The organism is Paenibacillus crassostreae (assembly GCF_001857945.1).
GTDB lineage: Bacteria > Bacillota > Bacilli > Paenibacillales > Paenibacillaceae > Paenibacillus_AQ > Paenibacillus_AQ crassostreae.
In genome coordinates, this window is the sequence record NZ_CP017770.1 from 3,815,133 (window position 1) to 3,836,189 (window position 21,057).

Annotated in this window: 22 protein-coding genes; 14 read left to right on the forward strand and 8 right to left on the reverse strand. The window is 38.0% G+C overall.

All coding sequences use genetic code 11. From position 1 onward, the window contains the following. Positions 1–42: 42 nt before the first annotated feature. From LPB68_RS17565 to LPB68_RS17575, 3 genes are read right to left on the reverse strand one after another with little or no spacing between them, the layout of a single operon-like run. A complete protein-coding gene (locus LPB68_RS17565; RefSeq protein WP_068656542.1) occupies positions 43–1,779 on the reverse strand; it encodes a CotH kinase family protein in 1,737 nt (578 codons plus the stop codon). 21 nt (positions 1,780–1,800) lie between these two features. Next, a complete protein-coding gene (locus LPB68_RS17570) occupies positions 1,801–2,502 on the reverse strand; it encodes a DUF4956 domain-containing protein (protein WP_068656540.1) in 702 nt (233 codons plus the stop codon). A 2-nt stretch (positions 2,503–2,504) separates the two neighbouring features. Further along, positions 2,505–3,212: a polyphosphate polymerase domain-containing protein gene (locus tag LPB68_RS17575; RefSeq protein ID WP_068656538.1), complete on the reverse strand. Its 708-nt coding sequence runs from the start codon at positions 3,210–3,212 to the stop codon at positions 2,505–2,507. Between the two features lie 224 nt (positions 3,213–3,436). Between LPB68_RS17575 and LPB68_RS17580 the strand changes: the two genes are divergently transcribed. The 6 genes from LPB68_RS17580 to LPB68_RS17605 all read left to right on the forward strand — a co-directional run bounded on the left by LPB68_RS17580 (position 3,437) and on the right by LPB68_RS17605 (position 8,555). After that, a complete protein-coding gene (locus LPB68_RS17580; protein ID WP_068656536.1) occupies positions 3,437–4,669 on the forward strand; it encodes a purple acid phosphatase family protein in 1,233 nt (410 codons plus the stop codon). 52 nt (positions 4,670–4,721) lie between these two features. After that, the gene (locus LPB68_RS17585) at positions 4,722–5,801 is read left to right on the forward strand and encodes a Gfo/Idh/MocA family protein (protein ID WP_068656534.1); all 1,080 of its coding nucleotides are present in this window, start codon (positions 4,722–4,724) and stop codon (positions 5,799–5,801) included. A gap of 170 nt (positions 5,802–5,971) precedes the next feature. Further along, entirely contained in the window at positions 5,972–6,574 is a 603-nt protein-coding gene (locus LPB68_RS17590; protein ID WP_068656532.1) for a DUF2087 domain-containing protein, read from the forward strand. 48 nt (positions 6,575–6,622) lie between these two features. Next, the gene (locus LPB68_RS17595) at positions 6,623–7,081 is read left to right on the forward strand and encodes a cupin domain-containing protein (RefSeq protein WP_068656529.1); all 459 of its coding nucleotides are present in this window, start codon (positions 6,623–6,625) and stop codon (positions 7,079–7,081) included. Positions 7,082–7,278: 197 nt separating this feature from the next. Continuing rightward, entirely contained in the window at positions 7,279–7,764 is a 486-nt protein-coding gene (locus LPB68_RS17600) for a hypothetical protein (RefSeq protein ID WP_068656527.1), read from the forward strand. A 65-nt stretch (positions 7,765–7,829) separates the two neighbouring features. After that, positions 7,830–8,555 (forward strand): HAD family hydrolase, encoded by a 726-nt coding sequence (locus LPB68_RS17605; RefSeq protein ID WP_232510176.1) that lies wholly within the window; start codon positions 7,830–7,832, stop codon positions 8,553–8,555. Here the strand turns inward: LPB68_RS17605 and LPB68_RS17610 are convergent. Continuing rightward, complete coding sequence (locus LPB68_RS17610; protein WP_068656525.1) at positions 8,522–8,755, reverse strand: hypothetical protein; 234 nt, start codon at positions 8,753–8,755, stop codon at positions 8,522–8,524. The genes LPB68_RS17605 and LPB68_RS17610 overlap by 34 nt on opposite strands. Before the next feature lie 155 nt (positions 8,756–8,910). Between LPB68_RS17610 and LPB68_RS17615 the strand changes: the two genes are divergently transcribed. Beyond that, positions 8,911–9,975, forward strand: coding sequence for a FecCD family ABC transporter permease (locus tag LPB68_RS17615; protein WP_068656523.1), 1,065 nt, complete (start codon positions 8,911–8,913; stop codon positions 9,973–9,975). Next, complete coding sequence (locus LPB68_RS17620; RefSeq protein ID WP_068656522.1) at positions 9,972–11,006, forward strand: FecCD family ABC transporter permease; 1,035 nt, start codon at positions 9,972–9,974, stop codon at positions 11,004–11,006. The genes LPB68_RS17615 and LPB68_RS17620 overlap by 4 nt, the downstream gene beginning before the upstream one ends. 199 nt (positions 11,007–11,205) lie before the next feature. Here LPB68_RS17620 and LPB68_RS17625 read toward each other — a convergent pair whose 3' ends face one another. The 3 genes from LPB68_RS17625 to LPB68_RS17635 all read right to left on the reverse strand — a co-directional run bounded on the left by LPB68_RS17625 (position 11,206) and on the right by LPB68_RS17635 (position 13,537). Continuing rightward, positions 11,206–12,222 (reverse strand): ABC transporter substrate-binding protein, encoded by a 1,017-nt coding sequence (locus LPB68_RS17625; RefSeq protein WP_068656520.1) that lies wholly within the window; start codon positions 12,220–12,222, stop codon positions 11,206–11,208. Positions 12,223–12,331: 109 nt separating this feature from the next. Beyond that, entirely contained in the window at positions 12,332–12,757 is a 426-nt protein-coding gene (locus LPB68_RS17630; protein WP_068656518.1) for a threonine/serine exporter family protein, read from the reverse strand. A gap of 21 nt (positions 12,758–12,778) precedes the next feature. After that, positions 12,779–13,537 (reverse strand): threonine/serine exporter family protein, encoded by a 759-nt coding sequence (locus tag LPB68_RS17635; protein WP_257786616.1) that lies wholly within the window; start codon positions 13,535–13,537, stop codon positions 12,779–12,781. A gap of 198 nt (positions 13,538–13,735) precedes the next feature. Here LPB68_RS17635 and LPB68_RS17645 point away from each other — a divergent pair, with 198 nt between their 5' ends. The 3 genes from LPB68_RS17645 to LPB68_RS17655 are packed head-to-tail and all read left to right on the forward strand — an operon-like array spanning position 13,736 to position 15,556. Further along, positions 13,736–14,149, forward strand: coding sequence for a GntR family transcriptional regulator (locus LPB68_RS17645; RefSeq protein WP_068656514.1), 414 nt, complete (start codon positions 13,736–13,738; stop codon positions 14,147–14,149). Continuing rightward, entirely contained in the window at positions 14,142–14,840 is a 699-nt protein-coding gene (locus LPB68_RS17650) for an ABC transporter ATP-binding protein (protein ID WP_068656512.1), read from the forward strand. Before LPB68_RS17645 ends, LPB68_RS17650 begins: the two co-directional genes overlap by 8 nt. Next, the gene (locus tag LPB68_RS17655) at positions 14,837–15,556 is read left to right on the forward strand and encodes a hypothetical protein (RefSeq protein ID WP_068656510.1); all 720 of its coding nucleotides are present in this window, start codon (positions 14,837–14,839) and stop codon (positions 15,554–15,556) included. The genes LPB68_RS17650 and LPB68_RS17655 overlap by 4 nt, the downstream gene beginning before the upstream one ends. A 78-nt stretch (positions 15,557–15,634) precedes the next feature. Here LPB68_RS17655 and LPB68_RS17660 read toward each other — a convergent pair whose 3' ends face one another. Then, a complete protein-coding gene (locus LPB68_RS17660) occupies positions 15,635–17,422 on the reverse strand; it encodes a methyl-accepting chemotaxis protein (RefSeq protein WP_068656506.1) in 1,788 nt (595 codons plus the stop codon). Between the two features lie 158 nt (positions 17,423–17,580). On the opposite strand from LPB68_RS17660, the gene LPB68_RS17665 reads away from it, so the two are divergent. From LPB68_RS17665 to LPB68_RS17675, 3 genes are all read left to right on the forward strand, one after another. Beyond that, positions 17,581–18,750, forward strand: coding sequence for a glucose-1-phosphate adenylyltransferase (locus LPB68_RS17665; RefSeq protein ID WP_068656504.1), 1,170 nt, complete (start codon positions 17,581–17,583; stop codon positions 18,748–18,750). Next, a complete protein-coding gene (glgD, locus tag LPB68_RS17670) occupies positions 18,747–19,850 on the forward strand; it encodes a glucose-1-phosphate adenylyltransferase subunit GlgD (RefSeq protein ID WP_068656502.1) in 1,104 nt (367 codons plus the stop codon). The genes LPB68_RS17665 and glgD overlap by 4 nt, the downstream gene beginning before the upstream one ends. A gap of 123 nt (positions 19,851–19,973) precedes the next feature. Beyond that, positions 19,974–20,951: an aldo/keto reductase gene (locus LPB68_RS17675; RefSeq protein WP_068656719.1), complete on the forward strand. Its 978-nt coding sequence runs from the start codon at positions 19,974–19,976 to the stop codon at positions 20,949–20,951. Positions 20,952–21,057 lie beyond the last annotated feature (106 nt).

Here is a 21,057-nt window from a genome sequence, read left to right on the forward strand (position 1 = left end):
GCAATAATAATCCCTTCCGAAATCGGAAGGGATTATTTACTATTAGAGTTTTTTACGTTTATAGAAGGTAATGAACATACCGGATAAGAGCATGATAACTAGTGCAATTCCCGCAGTGATCGCCTCTTTTACACTTCCTTGCGGTTGATTGCTCCGCTCGCCAAATCCCCCAAATCCGCCACCCATTCCTTCTGGACGCTCACCGCCCATACCGCCTCCAGGGAATCCACCAGCTTCGAAATAAGCTGGCATATCTTCGGGAATATCGGCTGGGAAGCCTTGTTCACCTTGAGAAGGCGTGTTTCCATCGGCAGGAGCAGAAGGAGCACCTTGAGTAGGTATACTAGATGCGCCCTGAGTATCTAGTGCTGTCGGTGAGGTCTGTTCATTAACGCCAGCCATAGCTGGTATATCAAATTCACCTCGACCCTCACCCATCCCTCGATTCCTGCCACCACCCATGCCCATTCCGCCACCGCTACCTGACCCGTCACCGGAGGATGCTATGGTTCCAGCAAGTTGTTGATCAATAGAACTCACTTGGGTGTCGTTAATAGTTACGAGTTCCGTTACAGAGTTCTGATACTCATCGAATGTATTGAAGGCAGTTGGGTCTTTCTCAACGTAGGTCGAAATCATGGTGGAAAGTTCTTCAACTCGTTCGCTAAATGTGGAGGATAATAGATATCCTTCAGTCGCTTGTTGAAGAATGTCGTGATACATTTCTTTGTACTCATCTACAGCAAGAAGTTTGGCAACTAGAGGTCGATCTACTAAGTTACCTTGAGTGGGTTCATCGATCAGAAGACTCGAAGATCCCATAGATCCCATTCCGCCAAATGCCATATTATAGTCCCAAGGGAGAATGGAGAAAACACCATCATCTTCATATAAATAGTAGTTATGCTTATTTCCTCCGAGATAGCTATCGCTGTTATTCGTTAAGACATTCAGCGCAATGAATTTCAGTGCTTCTTCAACATCTAAGTATTTTTCATAGTCACTTCCGTTATTCAACTCATTTATCATATCAACAAGAATATCATCGTTAGATAATTCGGATTTCTGAAGAAGTCCGGAATAGGATTCAATATTATCATCAATCCAGGCGAGGTCATTCCCTGAGCCACTCATGTCGGCTTTGTATAATGCTCCATAAGAATTTCCGAAGTTTGATTGAAGATACTGATCATCAATTTGTTGAACAGCTAAGTAGAATCCCCATAGTTCATCATTAATATAAATGTTTACAAATGAATATCCCGGCGTGGGAAGTCCCATTTCTTCTGCAAGCTCATAAGCTAGATATTCTCGCATATAGCTCGCATCACTATAACTGTTGTTAAGATTTATTTTACTGATTCCAAAGAACGTCTGGGAAGATATATATTCATCAAAAGATAGCTTAAAGCTATATCGTTCCGAATCTTCCATGCTAACTACACTTCGTAAACTGAGATTCCCCTTCGTGCGTATACCGACATTATCTAGCTGCACCCCATTATAATTCACAGATGCAGTCATCATTTCTTCTGCTGATGCATTGTCTAACATACTTTGAAAGTCTTCTTCATCAATGGTTATCTTGACGTCAATGACTTCATCTTTAGGAAATACGTTGGTAGCTATATTTTCATCATCCGCTGAGGTCTTAGTGGTACTCGCGACCTCGGAATCTTCTATGCCTTTTGTAGACTCATTCGCTGTACATCCTACCAAAGCTATAATGGTGAAGATGGAACAGGTGCATAGAAGAAGCTTCAATGATTTTGCTTTCATCTTATTAACACCATCCCATCCTTATGATACATAGTCGCCGCTATAGCTTATAAGTATGGCATTTTTAACTCCAGTTATGCCATTTAGTTTGTTAACAAAGCTTCCTTCTTTGTCGTCTAAGCGAATTTCTAATGTTAATTCAATGTTGCCGTTTGTTACTGTTTTTTGTTTCACGTTAAACCGTTTAACAGTTGAATTGAGTTCTTTATGAATCGCAAGTTCACTGGTATCATCATCACAGTTCACGACAAGTAAATAAGGGGTTTCAATGGATGATCTTTTGATAAATAGGAACATGATCAAACCGACAATAACTGAACCGATCACTGCGAGAGTGAAAAATCCTGCACCACATATGATACCAACAGCCGCAGACCAGAACAAGAAGATCAGATCAGTAGGATCTTTAATAGGTGTTCTAAAGCGAACAATGGAGAGTGCTCCGACCATACCGAGAGATAGTACTAAATTAGAATTAATTGCGATAATGATCATTGAAGTAACCATGGTCATCCCGATGAGGGATACATTAAAGCTTTTAGAATATAGAACTCCACTAAATACACGCTTGTACAGAAGAAAGATGAAGAATCCGATTATAAATGAAACAACCATCGTGATCAATATTTTGGAGAGACTGATATCAGATACAAAATTATCAATCACCGTATTCTTTATTATATCTGTAAAATTAGTTGTTTCATTAGCAGTTGTTGCACTCATAATTAATAATCCTCCCAGGAATTGGTCTTTAGATATTTACGACATATAACATATTTTGAAGCAGATTGTTTGTTTAGACCTTCAATTTGTAAGGCGATTCTAATATATTCCGGAATGTACTCATCATATTTAACTTCTAGAATAATAAGATTGTTGTCGATAGCACTTACACAATGCAGGTTCTTATCGAACATGTTCACAGAATGAAGACCGGTTCGAAGTTCTTTATCAAAGGTAATTCTGACATTCCCATTAGCGCATACATAGGGTTCTCGAACATAATCGACAATGACCCTTGGACGTAGTAAATTAACTTTCATTTCATTACATAATTCCTTTAGTAAAGGCTTGTCTGAGTCACATAACACTTCGTAATTACCGGCTATTAGTTCATCGGCAACTTCTCTAGTTAGGGGTTCTTTATCTTTAGCGATATAATCTCTGAATTTAATCTTTTTCTCGAAATGAATGATCTTATCGTCTTTATTATAAATTCGGATTCGGTACTTGGAACGGTCACGAACTCCCCCTAATTTCTCATGCAGAGCTTTATTGTTAATATCATCGAAGTACAGGCTTCGAATAGAATATTCTCCATTAGATCCAACATGCTCATCTTGCTGTACGAGGTTTTTTAATCTTTGACGGATAATATGGTATTGATGCTGATTAATGAAATATTTAAGTTCATTACGGTACTTTAGATTCATTTATAAATCACACCTCTTTTCTTCGTTGCCATGAAAAAAAGTATAATGCATAAACCTGATTTTTCTCTGAGTGTAAACTGAATGTTAACTGAATATTTTACATAGAATTTACAAATAGGGATGAATGATTTCGTTGTAATTGACTTTGTTAGTCTTGGAACGGTATCGTAATAAACAACAAGGGAATCAATATATGAATAATTTCAGGTATTGGGAGGCGTGAGATGAGATTGCAAAAAGAAGTAATCTGGCTACTCTTAATAGGTCTATTAATATTAACTATTGTTATTGGTCTGGAATGGATGAAGGCGGATCAAAGGAAAAAGCCAAAGTCACTGGTGATGACGTTCATAGACGATGCTAAGACAAGTCGAGCATTTACGTGGTATACGGATAACTCTAATGTTTCATCTGTACTACAGATAGTTAAAGGATCTGAATTGAAATTTGATAAAGAGCTTGTTACAACAATTACTGGAATTACATCTACTATAGCAAGCAGTCAGCAGGTTCAAGGGGTTCATAAAGCGAAAGTCAGTAATCTTGAGCCAGGAACAACATATTCCTATCGCGTTGGTAGCGGGGGGGATAAAGATTGGAGCAAGCCTGCAATATTTACGACGGAAGCTAGATCATTGAATGAATTTACATTCATTAATGTTACGGATTCACAGGGCATTACAGAAGAGGATTTTATACTTTGGGGCAAAACGTTGAATAAAGCATTTGAGATTTTTCCAACAGCTCAATTTATCATACATAATGGTGATATGACTGAAGAATCTGATGATGATAAAGCGTGGGATCATTTCTTTAGTGAAGCTGAGCCATGGGTATCGCAAGTGCCATTAATGCCTGTTACGGGGAATCATGATGAGGTAGATGGCGTAGCAGATCATTTCACTTCTCATTTCAATTTACCGAATAATGGTGCAGAGAACTCAATCGAAGGAACATCCTACTCTTTTGACTATGGATCAGCACATTTTGTTATCTTAAATACCGAATCAAATATTAAAGAACAGACAACGTGGTTAGAAGAGGATCTAGCAGCTACGGAGTTACCGTGGAAGATTGTAGCCATGCATAGAGGAGCATACGGAGGTAATATGAACAAAAAAGTAGGTGATTGGGTATCCATATTCGATCAATATAAGGTGGATCTTGTGTTACAAGGTCATAATCATGAGTATTCACGTTCATATCCTTTGCGAGATGGAGAAATTGTAGGTGATGGTGATAACATGATTAACGATCATGAAGGAACGGTGTATGTCGTTACGAATACTGCAGGACAAAAGTTCAACGAGCAGAAGGGTAATCAATTTTATCATCAGGTCCATTTTCAGAATGAAAAGCAAATGTTTGCAGGAGTTCAAATTAAAGGCGACTCCTTAACTTTTCAGGCATATGATAAGGATGGAGAAAAGTTGGACGAGTTTGTAATACATCATTGAATGCATAAAGATATCTTTATCTATTCCTATGATTGGTGAAGGAGGCAAACAAATGGATAAAATTGTGTTCGGAATCATTGGCGGGGGTTGGAGAGCGGAGTTCTATCTCCGTATTGCAAAGGAACTACCAGAACAATTTGAAGTGAGTCGTATTTTTGTTCGTGATGAGAAGAAGGCGCGAGCTATGGAACGACAATGGAATGTGCGCACAGTTAGTCATTTAGATGAATTTGTGAATCAGATGGACTATGCATTTGTAGTGTTGTCGGTGATATGGGAAGCTAATCCAGAATTGATCATTCAATTGAGCAACCTTGATATACCCATTTTAGCTGAAACACCACCTGCCCCAGATGTTGATGGTTTAATTCGGCTATATAAGTCTGTCCCGAGAAATGCAAAGATTGAAATTGCGGAGCAATATTTATTCCAACCGATGCATGCTGCTCGGATAGCTTTGTCACGATCGGGTAAGCTTGGTGATATTTCGCAGGTACAAATCTCTGCTGCACACGGATATCATGGAATAAGTCTGATTCGAAATTACCTTGGAATCGGATATGAAGATGCAAGGATCACGGGTCAAAAGTTTGTATCACCCATCATCCAAGGTCCTGATCGTCAGGGAATACCCCGTTATGAAGAACGGAAGGATTCAATTCAGCAACTCCTGACATTACAATTCGCTGATAAACTTGCTGTATTCGATTTCACAGGAGATCAGTATTTTTCTTGGATTCGGAAGAACCGCGTATTAGTTAGAGGTGATCGAGGAGAGATTATGAATCAGGAAGTAAGCTACTTAGAGGATTATAAGACTCCAGTATTTCATGAACTTCGCAGAGTGGACACAGGACATAATGGGAATCTAGAAGGTTACTATCATAGAGGAATTCAGTTAGGTGGAGAATGGCTCTATCAGAATCAGTTTATTCCAGGTAGATTATCTGATGATGAAATTGCTATTGCAACCTGTCTTTATAAAATGGGTCTATATGTAGCTGATAAAGGGAACTCATTTTATAGTTTAGCTGAAGCATCACAAGATCAGTATCTATCGATATTAATGAAGGAAGCTGTAGAGACAGGGCAGATAGTAAACTCTGTTGGCCAGCCGTGGTCTTCGGGGTAATGAGTACGTTTGGTAATATGGATGAATTTAAAAGATAGATTGAAATAGCCGGAAGATTATTATTCTTCAGGCTATTTGGCTTGACAAGTATGAAGAAGTTGAATAGTATCTAATTTAATAACAATCTAATTAGATAATTGTTAAATCAGATAAGGGAGAGGTATTCAACCATGCAACTTGATAAGTTAGTCAACTATCATAAAGCTTTGGCAGATCCAACAAGAATAAAGATTCTGATCATACTCGCTGAAGGTGAATGTAATGGCCAAATATTAGCTGAGAAGCTATGTGTTACACCTGCCACCATAACTCATCATGCTAATAAATTGCGTGAAGCTAGTCTAATTAATGAGCGAAGAGACAAGAATACGATTTATTTCACTTTAAATGAATATTTTATTCACAATAATGCAACGGCAATTCTTGATGTAATCTATCGTAATGTAGCGAAAGAAGGAGCGTGGGACGATATGGATGATACTCATAAGAAACTACAAGACTCTGTTGTAAGAAACTTTATAACACCTGAAGGGAAATTGAAGCAGATACCAGCTCAATTGAAGAAGAAGCTGATTATTCTGGAGCATTTAGTTAGTCAGCTAGAGAGCGGTAGGAAGTACACGGAGCAGGAAATCAATCAGTTCATCAAACTATTTCACGAGGATTTCGCCACTATTCGTAGAGAATTTATTATGCATCAATTCATGTATAGGGAAAATGAGATTTACGAGTTGAATCCTCGGGAGTTATGGGCAAGATGGGATATCTTGTAGTAAGATGTAGAGAATGAACTAGATAAATAACAAAGGAGAGAATTCTAAATGACAAAACATCTATCACCATTGGTAAAGTTATTGAATCTAGAACCACATATTGAAGGTGGCTGGTTCAAAGAAATATGGAAGGCTTCATATGAAATTCCGAAGACTGTATTAGGTCCACAATATTCGGGTGCCCGGGCGGCAGCAAGTTCTACTTACTTCCTACTCCATCCAGGTGAAGTATCTGCTTGGCATGTCGTGTTGTCTGATGAATTATGGTTATATCATTCTGGTGGTCCTATTGAACTGTCTTTGGGTGGTACAGGTGAGCATCCAGAAGATGGTGAGAAGATTATTCTAGGTATGGATATTGAGAATGGACAAGTACCACAAGCATTAGTTCCAGCTAATGTGTGGCAAACATCGAAAACTGTGAGTGACGAGCCTACATTTGTTACTTGTGTTGTTGCACCCGCTTTTCATTATGATGATTTCAAACTTGTTGATTCTTCTAAATAATCATTACCTGCGATTTCTGTTTAATTAGTAGAGCCCGCAGATATTTCGAGCGGGTTTTTGCTTATTCAACATTTATCATTCTATTTCCCAGGCAATCTTGTATATAGTAAGTAACATAGTCTACCATTAAATGATTGTGTTAGAATACGGTGAGATATCCAATAGGAACTCCATATCAGTTAAGGGAGAGATTGTGATTGGAATTATATTTTAAAGATAACTTCTTCAGTTCAGGTGAATCAGATATTATGAATACCGCAGGAGAAGTGATAGGTAGAATTGATTTGAAATCGGCGTTTAGTTCTTCCCTTGATGTATATGTTTCTTCTGGACAACTCGCATGTACAGGGAAGTTTCGGATGTTATTAAATAAATGGGTTATTGCTGATCGAAGAGATATACAGTTAGGTGTATTAAGTAGACGAATGAGTTTCCTTAAAAAAAAGTATGAGTACGAAACGGATAACCGGGGAATCTTTGAAATCACATCACCTGCATTTTCAAAAGAATATATAATTCAAAAAAGTAATGGTGAGAACGTTGCTTCTTTCTCTAGAATAAACAATTGGTTACAATCAGGTGCCTTTCGTTTGTGTAATGACGCCAAGGAATTAGATAGTTATGAATTAGTTGCCGTAGTGATGGGAGTACACGAAATTCAGAAGAGAGACAAACATAATTAATCTAGAATGAAGATGAATTATTATTAATGCAACTGTTGGGTAAGAAAGCAGGGAGGGACGTTATTTTGGGACAAGTTAATTCAACGATTGGTGTATTCTTTGATGTAGATGACACACTCTATGATCATTTAGATCCACTTCGATTTGCACTACAGCATGTACTTCTTCTAGCGGAAGAGTTCCCTTATGAATCAGCTTATCACAGGGTTAGATATTACAGTGATCTGTTAACGGAACAGAATAGAAATGTAAATGCTGTGGATGGCGTGGCAATTCTGGAGGAGATGCGAAGTAAGCGGTATATTCTCGCTCTTGAAGAATTTGGTATAAGCCTTACTAAGGAACAAGCAGTGGAAGTTCAGTCACAATATCTAGCGAGACAGTTTAAGATTAAGCCCTATGATGGAGCAATTGTATTACTTAAACAGTTACAAGTTCAGGGTGTTACAGTCGGGCTAATTACGAACGGTCCACTAGAACATCAAATGAGAAAGATTAAGTCATTATGTCTGGATGATGTGATTCTTGATAATCATATATTCGTTTCGGGTGGGGTTGGTTTAGACAAGCCTGATCCACGATTATTTGCTTATGTAAATGAGATGACAGAAACGACGGCAGAACATAGTTATTATATCGGAGATACATGGCGTAATGATGTTGTAGGAGCAATGAATGCAGGATGGAACATGTTGTGGTTCAATCCTAGGAATGCTCAACCAGAATCTAATCATACACCTCATTATATTGTTAAGAATTACGAAGAAATCAGCAGGATTTTATTAAAGTGAGTATATAAAAAGGAATCGTTGCTGTCTAAGCCCGGATTCCTTTTGTGCTTCTTATGAAGATGTGAGACTTTCTGTTTCAGTGTGGGCATTGTTCGAACAATCGGATTAACACCCATCCAAGAACCTCGCATGAGTTCAGGATTCAATTTACCTTGCTTTTCTAGCTTTTGCCGGATCTTTTTAGCTTTACTTGTAGACATGGATATGTCCCTCCTTAGAAATAGCTTCACTGCTATCATACGTTATATTCATTGATATTTAAAGATAGACACTCATTTAAGCAACTGATAAACTAGTTAATGATAATTGTTATCAGTTATAAGTACATTAGGAAATAAATAGAAGAGGGTAGCTCATGTTGAAAAAATTAAAAAGTGAGAAAGAAAGTGAAACGGAGAGATTGATTAGTCAGCCTATTTACAGACGTCCTAGAATGGCAATATTCGTGCTCATTATAGGAATGCTGGTATTAATTGTAGGATTGATGTTGTCTATATCAGTAGGCGCGGTTAACATTCCGCTACGTACGGTATGGGATGCAATCTTTCATTACAATTCAAACATAACAGAACATGGGATCATTCAAGAAATACGTGTGCCAAGAGCATTAGCGGATATCTTAGTTGGAGCAGGATTTGCAGTGGCAGGTGCTATTATGCAAGGCATGACCAGAAATCCAATGGCTGATTCTGGAATTCTAGGCATTAATGCAGGGGCGATATTTATGGTAGCCATCTCTTTTGCCTTCTTTCCAGGGTTATCATATAACTGGATGATGCTATTATCTTTTATTGGAGCAGCAATAAGTTTGATTTTAGTCTATGGTATCGGAGCACTTTCACGTAAAGGTATGACTCCTATTCGACTTGTACTTGCAGGATCTGCGATCAGTGCCTTATTCACAGCTCTTAGTGAAGGGGTAGCCATTTATACAAATTTGAGTCAGGATATTGCTTTTTGGTTCGCTGGTGGAACAGCAGGAGCGAAATGGAACCAATTAGAAATAATAACACCATGGATCTTACTTGGGTTGATCTGCGCACTACTTTTGTCGCGCTCCATCACGATTCTTAGTCTTGGAGATGAAATAGCCAAAGGATTAGGTCAACGAATGACTATAGTGAGGGTGCTTGGAGCACTGATAGTTCTGATTCTAGCTGGCGTCTCAGTTTCGATTGCGGGACCCATTTCCTTTGTAGGTCTTGTTATTCCACATATCGCAAGGCTTCTTGTAGGCGTGGATTACCGTTGGATCATACCTTGTTCAGCCATACTAGGAGGAATTCTTCTAACCGTTGCTGATATTGGTGCTAGAATGATTAATGCGCCCTTTGAGTCACCTATTGGGGCGTTGATCGCGATACTCGGTGTTCCATTCTTTCTTTATGTGGCGCGTAAAGAGGGGAGGAATCTTTCATGAAGTTGAACAAGTTGAACCGACCGGAGAAAGTAAAAAAGAAGAGCTACAAAATTACATTAATATTGATATTCGCATTTCTAATCTTCATTACATTTATTATTAGTATGAACACTGGCGTATCTACTCTAACACCTATGGAAGTGCTTAATACAATTTTAGGCCAAGGAACAGATTTCCAAAATCTTATATTGTTTGAATTCAGACTTCCACGAATTATTATCTCCATTCTAGTAGGTGCGGGGCTTGCTGTGTCAGGCTGTATCCTACAAGGGGTAACTCGTAATCCATTAGCTGATCCAGGTTTGCTAGGAATTACAATTGGTGCTGGATTAGCAGTAGTACTGTTTGTTTCATTCTTCCCAAGTAATACGCCTGCACCGACGTTATTGTTGCCATTTCTGGCGTTACTAGGAGCTAGTCTCACAGGTATGGTTATATATTTATTAGCTTATAGTAAACAAGATGGTCTCATCCCAATTCGACTCATTCTTGTTGGAATTGCCGTATCTGCTGGTTTGGGTGCGATATTAACGGTGCTTTCGCTTCGTCTGAATCATAATGATTATGATATGATTGCAGTATGGCTAGTAGGAAGGATATGGGGAAGTAGCTGGGATTTCGTTCTAGCTTTGATTCCATGGTTAGTCATACTGCTTCCATATGCATTCTATAAGGCACGTATCTTAGATGCATTTGGATTTGGTGATAAAGTTGCTACAGGTTTTGGAATATCAGTAGAGAAAGAACGTATGAAGCTTCTAGGAATAGCCATCGCATTAGCAGCGTCTTGTGTTTCTGTTAGTGGGGGGATTGCCTTCGTAGGATTGATAGGCCCTCATTTAGCGCGAAGATTGATAGGTCCACAACATAAGTATTTATTACCTGCCTCAGCATTGATAGGTGCTCTAATGCTCATTCTAGCGGATACTTTAGGGAGAGCTATATTGCAGCCTACAGAGATACCAGCTGGTATTGTAGTGGCTTTGATAGGTGCACCTTATTTTCTTTATATGTTAGCAAGAGAAGTATAACGAAGTTAGAATAGATTAGAAAAGGGAGTGTCCCAAGCCGTATTCATGGCTTGAGGACACTCCCTAATTTATTATTATATTTGAATCAATTTCATAATCGCTTATGCAGCTTAAATAAGGACTATAGATTGATCAGAATGACTCATTCTGTCAATCTATAGTTACATTTTAATAAGTTTGCGTAATTATGAAATTGATTCTATTTAACAAGATTAGCGATTACATCGTCCATTACTTGTACACCAGCGATATATCCAGTATATAACCAGCTACTTGTCGATTCTAGTTCATATACATTGCCTGCTTTGACAGCAGCTAGATTACTCCAAATAGTACTCTTAGTCGTATCATCATCTTGACCCTTATCACTGTTAAGAATAAATATATGATCAGCATCTAGTGTTGCTAATTTCTCAAGTGAGATAGGATTCCATGTTGCTTTGGCATCTTGAGGAATCTCAGCAACTAAGTTCGGAGGAGTCATACCAAGGTCGCTATATAGTACAGCGCCACTAGATAATGTCTCATCAACTAGGTAGAATTGTTTACCTGTTAACCATAGAATGGCTGCTGATTGTTCTTGAATGGCTTCCGTAAGTTTTACTTTTGTATCAGCAACTTTTTGATCATAATCTTGAAGTGCTTTCTCAGCAACATCAGATTTACCTACGATTTCAGCAATGGTAGTCAGTGCCGTTCTCCAATCCGAATTGACTTCAGAACCTAATACATAAGTAGGTGCAATTTTGGAATATTGTTCATAAAGGCCGTTCTCTACTTGAGATTCTGCTCCAATGATAATGAGATCAGGAGTGAAGCTTGCAACTGCTTCGGGCGGTAGATCATAACTGATTGTAGGGATATCCTTCAGACCAGTGGAAAGGTAATCTTGTATACCATTGGCAACTGACCATTGTGCTACTGGAGCTATTCCAAGCGTTACAAGATAGTCTTCCAGATATGAACCGATAATTCGTTCAGGATTGGCCGGGATAACAACGGAATGTCCCATGCTATCGATTACGGTTTTCTCTGCGGGTGCCGCTACTTCAGTACTAGTTGTTGAATTGTCTGCTGTTGGAGTTTCTGTAGTTTTGTTTGCATTGTTCACAGCCGCATTGTTGTTACCACAACCACTTAGTAATAACGCAACAACCATGATACTGACCAATATAAATCCCAATTTTTTCTTAACCAATAGATTTCTTGTATACATATCGTTCCCCCATCATCATTTGTTGGCAAATTGCCGTATCTAGTATCTGTATAAATATTCATCCATTCAATTATGATAATGATTCTCATTGTCAAAGTCAATAGAAATCTTAGTTATTATTTTTATTACGAAGAGTCTGGTTCAATACTTCAGATAATACAAGACCTAGAGCAATGGCTCCGGATAGTAAAAGAGCTTGCACACCTAAATGGATGGCTGTGTTGTAATCATTCTGAGCAAATCTACGCATGGAATCATAAGCGAGACCACCAGGAACTAACGGAATAATTCCCGCTACACTAAAAATAATAACCGGCATTTTATAAAGTTTGGCAAAAAACTGGCTAATCACACCGATTAACAGGGTAGCAAGTAATGTAGCAACTATGTTGTTAACATGTTCTAACAACATAACATAGGTAATCCATCCTAGCATGCCAACAAGACCACATTGGACCAACGCACGACGAGGAGAGTTGAAGAGAATGGCAAAGCCAGCTGTAGCTATAAAACTCGTAATTAATTGTGCAATCATGATATGTTGTCCTCTTTCAATTTATAAAATGATGAAAACAATTGCAACACCTGCCCCAATCGCAAAAGCTGTCAGAAACGCCTCAACGCCTCGTGATACCCCTGATACAAGATGTCCGGCCATCAAATCACGAACTGCGTTTGTGATCAGTAGACCTGGAACTAATGGCATGACGGAACCGATGATAATGATATCTACTGACTGACCTAACCCAACAGAAGTCAGAATAAACGAAACGATACCAATGCAAAAGGATGCAATCAGCTCGGCGAAAAATTTAACTTTTACTAAACGATGGAAATATATAAAGAATAAATATCCTAATCCACCACTAATCATAGCAGGAATGAAATCCTGCCAAGAGCCTTTAAACATGATTGCAAAACAAGCACTAGCTATAGAAGCTGCGGTAATCTGCAAACGGATTGAGTAGTCAGAGCCCTCTTTGTCGATTTTATGTAGTGATTTTACTGCATCTATAATAGAAAGTTCCCCATTACATAACTGTCTTGAGATGGCATTTACAGCATCCACTTTCCGAAGATTGGTCGTCCGTTCCATGATCCGGTTCAGCTTAGCTGAATCTCCACCATCTGGTTGAAAAATAATCCCTGTTGGCATCACAAAACTATGTGACTCTGGAAGTCCGAAGGCAGTTGCTATCCGGGTCATAGTATCTTCTACTCGATAAGTTTCTGCACCACTCTCTAACATGATTTTCCCTGCTAATAAACAGACTTCAACCACTTTTTGAATGGGCTGTTCGATAGGTGTCTCCAAGATGATCTTCTCCCTCGCCGTACTAGTCAATATCCCTTATCGTAGGATTACTACAAATAAAGAGGCATTATATCATGATTATTATAAGCGAAAATGTTTGAAGGTAACAATGATGAATAAAAAAGGGCTTTACAACAATACAATCACAGTGTACTATTTAACTATAACAGTAATACGAAGGAAGGAGAATTACCAATTGTGAGTATTGAATTCGATAATAATCTACCGATCTATTTACAAATCATGAATTACATCAAGAGACAGATCGTAACAGGGACTCTGAAGGCTGGGGATAAAGTATTATCCGTCCGTGAACTAGCAGCTGAATTACAGATAAATCCCAATACGATTCAGCGTACCTTTCAGGAATTAGAGCGTGAAGAGATTGTTGAGACGAGACGTGGTCTCGGAAGATATGTGACAAGTGAGGAAGTGAAAATTATGGCGATAAAAAAAGAAATGGCAGGCGAACTTTTGAATCAATTTATCTATGGTATGCAAGAACTAGGATTTGCAGAGCAAGACATTGTATCTATTGTATCTGAGGCAGTGAAAGTCGCACCGTCTTCATCTAATCAAGGTAAACAGAAAGGAGCGAGCGAAGTTGAGTAATCTATTACAAATAAATAACGTGACTAAATCTTATGGTTCTAAGCGAGCATTAGACGATGTCACGCTTGAAATTGCACCAGGGAAGATTGTAGGTCTTCTTGGGAGTAATGGAAGCGGGAAGAGTACACTGATGAAAATGGTCTCAGGGTTGCTACAACCAACTAAAGGAACAGTATCAGTTACGGGGATACCCGTTGGACTTAATACTAAAAGTCTAGTGGCGTTCATGCCTGATCGACCTTTAACGGAATCGTGGATGAAAGTTCGAGATGCTATAGCTTATTTTCAAGATTTCTATCAAGATTTCGACATTGCCAAAGCACGAGAGATGCTGAAATTCATGAACTTGAATGAAAATGATCGCGTTAGTATATTGTCGAAAGGAATGAATGAACGATTACAACTCACGTTAACACTCTCACGGGATGCACGTCTATATTTACTAGATGAGCCTATTGGTGGAGTTGACCCCGTTGCACGTGGCAAAATTTTAGATGCGATTGTGGAATTTTACAATGAGAATAGTAGTCTTATTATCTCTACTCACCTTGTACGTGATATTGAGCGAATCTTTGATGAAGTGGTCTTTATTCGTGAAGGAGAGATTGTTATGAAAGAAGAAGTAGAGAATATACGGATTAAATATGGAAAAAGCGTCGATGACATGTTTAAAGAGGTGTATGCAGAATGATGAAATTGTTGAAGTATGACTTCAAGCGAAATGCTGCTTTGATCCTAGGTGTTACAGTAGTACTTATATTAGCCCAACTATCCATGTTGCTCTTTATGAATGATGTAGAAAGACGAATGGGACTTGGTATATTTGCTTATATTATCGCTGGGGTAATTTTGTTTATTACACCAATCCGTACATTTAAATATAATCTCCAATCCTATCATCGAAAATTATTGCCTGTGCATACGTTAAAGACTATCTTTTCGCCTATTATAATGGGAACGTTAAGTTTAGTAGTCTTATGCTTCATAGTAGTTATTCATGCATTTATCTATCTCTATGCACAAGATGGCTTACAGATCGTTTGGGATCAGATAAGTAAGTATCCTAGTGATATTATATTATCGCTCTTAAGTATGCTATGGATAATCTTAAGTCTCTTCATTACGATCTTCTTAGCTATAACGATTGCTGCTAGCATCCGTATAAAAGGTAGCTTTTGGATTGGGATTGTATGTTTCTTCCTAATCGTGAATGCTATATCCTGGATTAATACAAAATTATTTGATGGCTATGAAGTTGGATTATTCGGAATCTTTGCATCTGATACTTCTTCTAACTCAGTATATTATTCAGGTGAGTTTATAGGTTCGATGGTCTTTGAACTACTATGTTCTGTAGTCTTTGTTTACATTATGATGAAGCTTATTGATCGGAAAGTAGAAGTGTAGCATGTTAATAACAAAAATCCTCGCATGTGAGTTATTACCACATGTGAGGATTTTTGTTTTGCAGGGCAAAGCTTATAGTTATACGGTGAAATTAACGGTACTTTCACTTAAATTTGTCGATGCGTTCTTTAATGTTTGAGTTAGACCATATAATTGATCTGATATTTCGTTCTGATTTTGAGAAATGTTATCTACAAGCTGCATACGCGTATTTACATCAGAAGATGAGTTCGATAATGTTTCCACGGAAGTAACAATATTAGTCATACTTGTAGCAATTTCACTGATGGCTACTGAAATTTCACTAACTTGACCAACAAGAATGGAACTCTGTGAATCCAATTGTTGGAATGTTACACTGGACTCTTCGGAAATTGACTTCGTTTCCTGAATGACATCTGAGAAGTTTGCAAGACTATGACCACATGAGGTCATATTGGATTTAATAAGAATAATGTCTTTATTTATTTCCTCAGAGAGAGATTTGGTATTGTCCGATAGCTTACGAATTTCCTCAGCTACAACAGCAAATCCTCTCCCGTGCTCTCCAGCCCGTGCTGCTTCAATAGAAGCATTCAAGGATAATAGATTAGTTTGGGTATTCATATCTTGTATACCGGTAAGCGTGCGCTCGATATGATTATATCGTTCAGACATCGTATCAAATACTTGCATTAATTGTTCAAACTCTGATCCTGTTTGAACTACTAATTGGACGACCTTATTCATTTGCGTCATACCTTCTAGTGAAGAATGATTCATTATTTTCATATTATCATTAATATATTCACTAGAGGCAGCGATTTGTTGAGTACTTGCAGATACTTGTTCTGTTACTGCAGAAATGGATGTAGTCTCATCCAGTTGTGCTAATAATACGGGTGCACTATTATCAATTTCTTTCTTTACATCCATAGACGCTTCCTTGTTATCTTGAGCAATGCTTTCCATCCGCTCCGAGATGTCCAAGACATTCTTACTAACATCAATTGTAGTTTGAATGCTATTCCGAAGGTTAGTTCCCATGATTGAGAGTTTCTGATCGATCATGCCGAACTCATCACCACGATTTAAATTAACATCATATGTGAAATCGCCGATTTGATAGGAATCGATTCGCTTCATGATGCCTGACAAACCTTTTCGAATTTTTGTAATAAAGTTCATAATCATCAGAAAAGGTAATACCACTAGAAGTATACTGCTCATATAGATTGCAACGTTAGCTGAGGAAGTATTCTTAGCTAGACTCTCTTGGTTTTCTTGTACAACGGTTTGGAATTTATCATTCAACATTGATTTACTCTCAGATAATACAGATGTGTAGGTATCCAATAATTCTTGTTTTAACATGCTTTTCTGCATGTCCGTTAGGTCAGTAGTGATCTGTGGATGTACCTCTACGACTGTAGAATAAACATTATTCAATATTTTGATATAGTTCACGAATGGAGCCTTTGTTAAATTTAAGTGCTCGTCAAAAGCAGTAAACTGTACTGTCAAATTTTCCATATCGGCAGGAAGGGAAGCGATATCTGAACTTAAAGTTTCAAGAAATTCAGTATTGTTGGTCTCAAGTATATCGATCATCCATAATAAATCACGCTGCATTTTATCAGCAACTTTAACGTAGTTCGTTTCTTGTTCGGTCGCATAATTTGAAGATTTGATTCCTTGTGCAACGCCCCGATTACCCAAAATAATGATGATTCCAGCAGCAACACTTACAAAAGTGATCACTACTAACATCGATATTAATTGCACAGTAATGGTCCGGTTTTTACGGGCATTCAAAATGTTCTTGAAGCTATTCATCATACTACTTGCAGATAGGTTTTTAAACCAATTCTTAAGTTGTCTTTGCATAATGTACTCTCCCTTTTTATATGTATATATAATGTTTATCGGATTAATTGTTTAAAATTTGAACCTTAATCTCACTTTCGGGTGAAGCTAAAGTCATATTCATGTCCACATTCTCATATATTTCATTACGGATCTTTTCTGCGAAGGAGACTCATGTGATGATGAAAAAGGAATGTATAGCTATGTTATTAGCTGGTGGAGAAGGAAAACGTCTTGGGAAATTAACAAAAAAATTAGCTAAACCTGCTGTATTCTTTGGTGGTAAGTATCGTATTATTGATTTCGCACTTAGCAATTGTACGAATTCAGGGATAGATACTGTTGGGGTGTTAACGCAGTATCGCCCTCAAGAATTGAATCGCTATATTGGCATAGGTAAACCTTGGGATCTTGATCGTAAAGAAGGTGGCGTCTCCATCCTACCTCCATATATTAAGAGGAAGGGTGGCGATTGGTACAAGGGAACAGCGGATGCAATCTATCAGAATATAGATTATATAGAACAATATAATCCAGAGTATGTTCTTGTGTTATCAGGTGATCATATTTACAAAATGGATTACGAGCGAATGTTACATTTTCACAAAGAGCAAAAATCAGATGCTACTATTGCAGTCATTGGCGTTGAATGGAAAGATGTGAGTCGCTTCGGGATTCTAAGTGTGGATGACAACAACAAAGTGACTCAATTTCGAGAGAAACCACTAGATAGTACGAGCAATCTTGCCTCTATGGGTGTCTATATTTATACATGGAAAATTCTGAAACATTATTTGGAGAATGATGCTGCTCAGACAATATCATCTCATGATTTTGGCAAAGATATCATTCCAATGATGTTGGAGGATGGTGTGAAATTGACGGCATACCCTTTTGAAGGGTACTGGAAAGATGTTGGAACGATTGAGAGCCTCTGGGAAGCCAACATGGACTTGTTGGATGATGATACTTCTTTGAAATTAGATGATCGCAAATGGCGTATTTATTCGTTGAATCCGAATCAACCTCCACAATATATCGCAGCTTCAGCTAATGTTAACAATTCACTTGTGAATGAGGGGTGTATTGTGTTCGGGGAAGTAAACCATTCTATCTTGTTCTATGGAGTAGAAGTCGGCATGGGTAGTGTTATTAACGATTCAGTAATAATGCCAAATGCAATAATTGGCGAGAATGTTACGATCCACAAAGCCATAGTGGGAGAAGGAACCATTATAGGTGATCTTAGTGTTGTAGGATCTCCTGATAGTGACAAGGTTACATTAGTAGGAAATTATGAATCCCTTACTTCAGAGTTTCTGTCAGTGAAGGAGCAATTAGGAATATGAAAAATGTGATGGGCATTATTAACTTAGTCAATGAGCCAGATCAATTAGAACAACTCACGAATCATCGCAACATCGCGTCTGTTCCTTTTGCAGGACGATATCGACTCATCGATTTCGTTCTCTCTAGCATGGTTAATTCCGGAATTACTAACGTAGGTATATTCACACATACGAAGTATCGCTCATTAATGGATCATTTAGGGTCAGGGAAAGAATGGGATTTAGATCGAAAAAGGTCAGGATTATTTATTTTACCTCCTATGAAAGAAGGGTGGATTTCACCCATGGGAGATTTACATGCAATACACGCACATAGAGATTATTTACATCGAAGTAGTGAAGAATATGTACTTCTATCTCGAAGCTACATGGTATGCAATATCGATTTCAACGGATTGCAGGAATTTCATAATCGAAATCAGGCTGACATTACTGTCGTTTATAAGGAAATGAGCGATCTCGACTCTATCTCTATGCAGATTGGAATGGATGAGAATAGTAGAGTGAGATCTATATGGGAGCCGAATGCAGTACCACATGGTAATAAAGTATCTATGGAAATGTATTTTCTCAAAAAAAGTCTATTAATAGATATTATAGAAACCTCGTTGGCTGAAGGGCACTATAACCTCATGAAAGATGCAATTCGTGCTAATATTAGTCGCCTAAATATCTTCGGATATGCTTACCAAGGGTATTTAGGAATTATCAATACAATCAATAGTTACTATAAACATAGCATGAATCTTCTTAATCCGAGTGTATGGAAAGACTTATTCTTTAAGCCAGGTCTTATCTATACGAAGATTAAAGATGAACCCTCCACGCGATATATAAATAATGGACATACAAGTAACTCTTTGGTTGCTAATGGATGTGTTATTGAAGGTATTGTTGAGAACTCTATTCTCTTTCGTGGCGTGAGAATTCGTAAAGGTGCAACGGTTCGAAACAGCATTGTTATGCAGAACGGTGTGATCCACGAGAATAGTTCCATAGTAAGTGTCATAATTGATAAAGATGTAATCATTAAAGAGGCGAGAACACTTGTAGGACATGAAAAGGCTCCGTATATCGTTGTAAAGAGAAAGATCATCTGATCGGATTTGTGATTATATAAAATAGCCTCCAACAGCGGATTCATTTAGTTGTTGGAGGCTTTATATTTCATGTTTATTTGGTATACTATGGATGATATGAACGATGGAATAGGAGGATTAATAATGAAAATTATGCCTTTAGAACAACGAGGGATTTCCACAAGTCGAATCATCCTTGGCTGTATGCCATTTGGGGGAGGTTGGAATAAGGAACCTATTACCCAAGATCATATTAAGGAAGCCGAGAAAGCAGTTGATGCTGCACTTTCTATTGGTGTTACAATGTTTGATCATGCTGATATATATACTATGGGCAAAGCAGAAGAAACCTTTGGGAGAATTCTCAAGAACAGACCGGATCTTCGAGAGCAAATTGTTATTCAATCGAAATGTGGTATTCGACTTAAGGATGATATTTCGCCAGAACGCTTTGATTTCTCTAAAGAACATATTTTAAAAACGGTTGAAGGGTCATTAAAGAGGTTGGGTGTTGATTATTTGGATGTATTACTTCTACATCGACCAGATCCGTTAATGGAGCCGGAAGAGGTAGCTGAAGCTTTAGGTAAGTTAAAAGCAAGTGGTAAAGTACGTTATTTCGGTGTATCTAATATGAGTGTCGCACAAATAAAATTTCTACAGCAAGCGATGCCTGATCAAATAGCTGTGAATCAAATTGAAATGAGCTTGGCCCGACTTGATTGGGTCGATCAAAGTGTTTATGTGAATCAGAAAGCGGGAGTATCCACAAATTTCTCTGAAGGATTAATGGAATATAGTCAAATGGAGAAGATTCAACTACAAGCTTGGGGGCCTCTTGCACAAGGTAAGTTCTCTGGGAAATCTTTAGAGAATGAACCAGAACGATTTCGGAATACTGCTAATTTGGTTGGAGAAATGGCTAAAGATAAGGAAACAACAGTTGAGTCCATTGTACTTGGTTGGTTAATGAAACATCCGGCTAGGATTCAGCCCGTTATTGGTACAGTAAATGAAGAACGAATAAAGGCATGTGATGATGCAGAGCGACAATCACAACTTATGACTCGAGAAGAATGGTACAAGTTGTATCATAGTGCTCGAGAGAATCAAGCGAAATGACATTACTTTAGGAGCCATGAACGATACGTTCGTGGCTTTTTTATGTAATCAATCATGAACAATAGAGTTGACATCGTATACTGTACATTATATAGTAACAGTTATA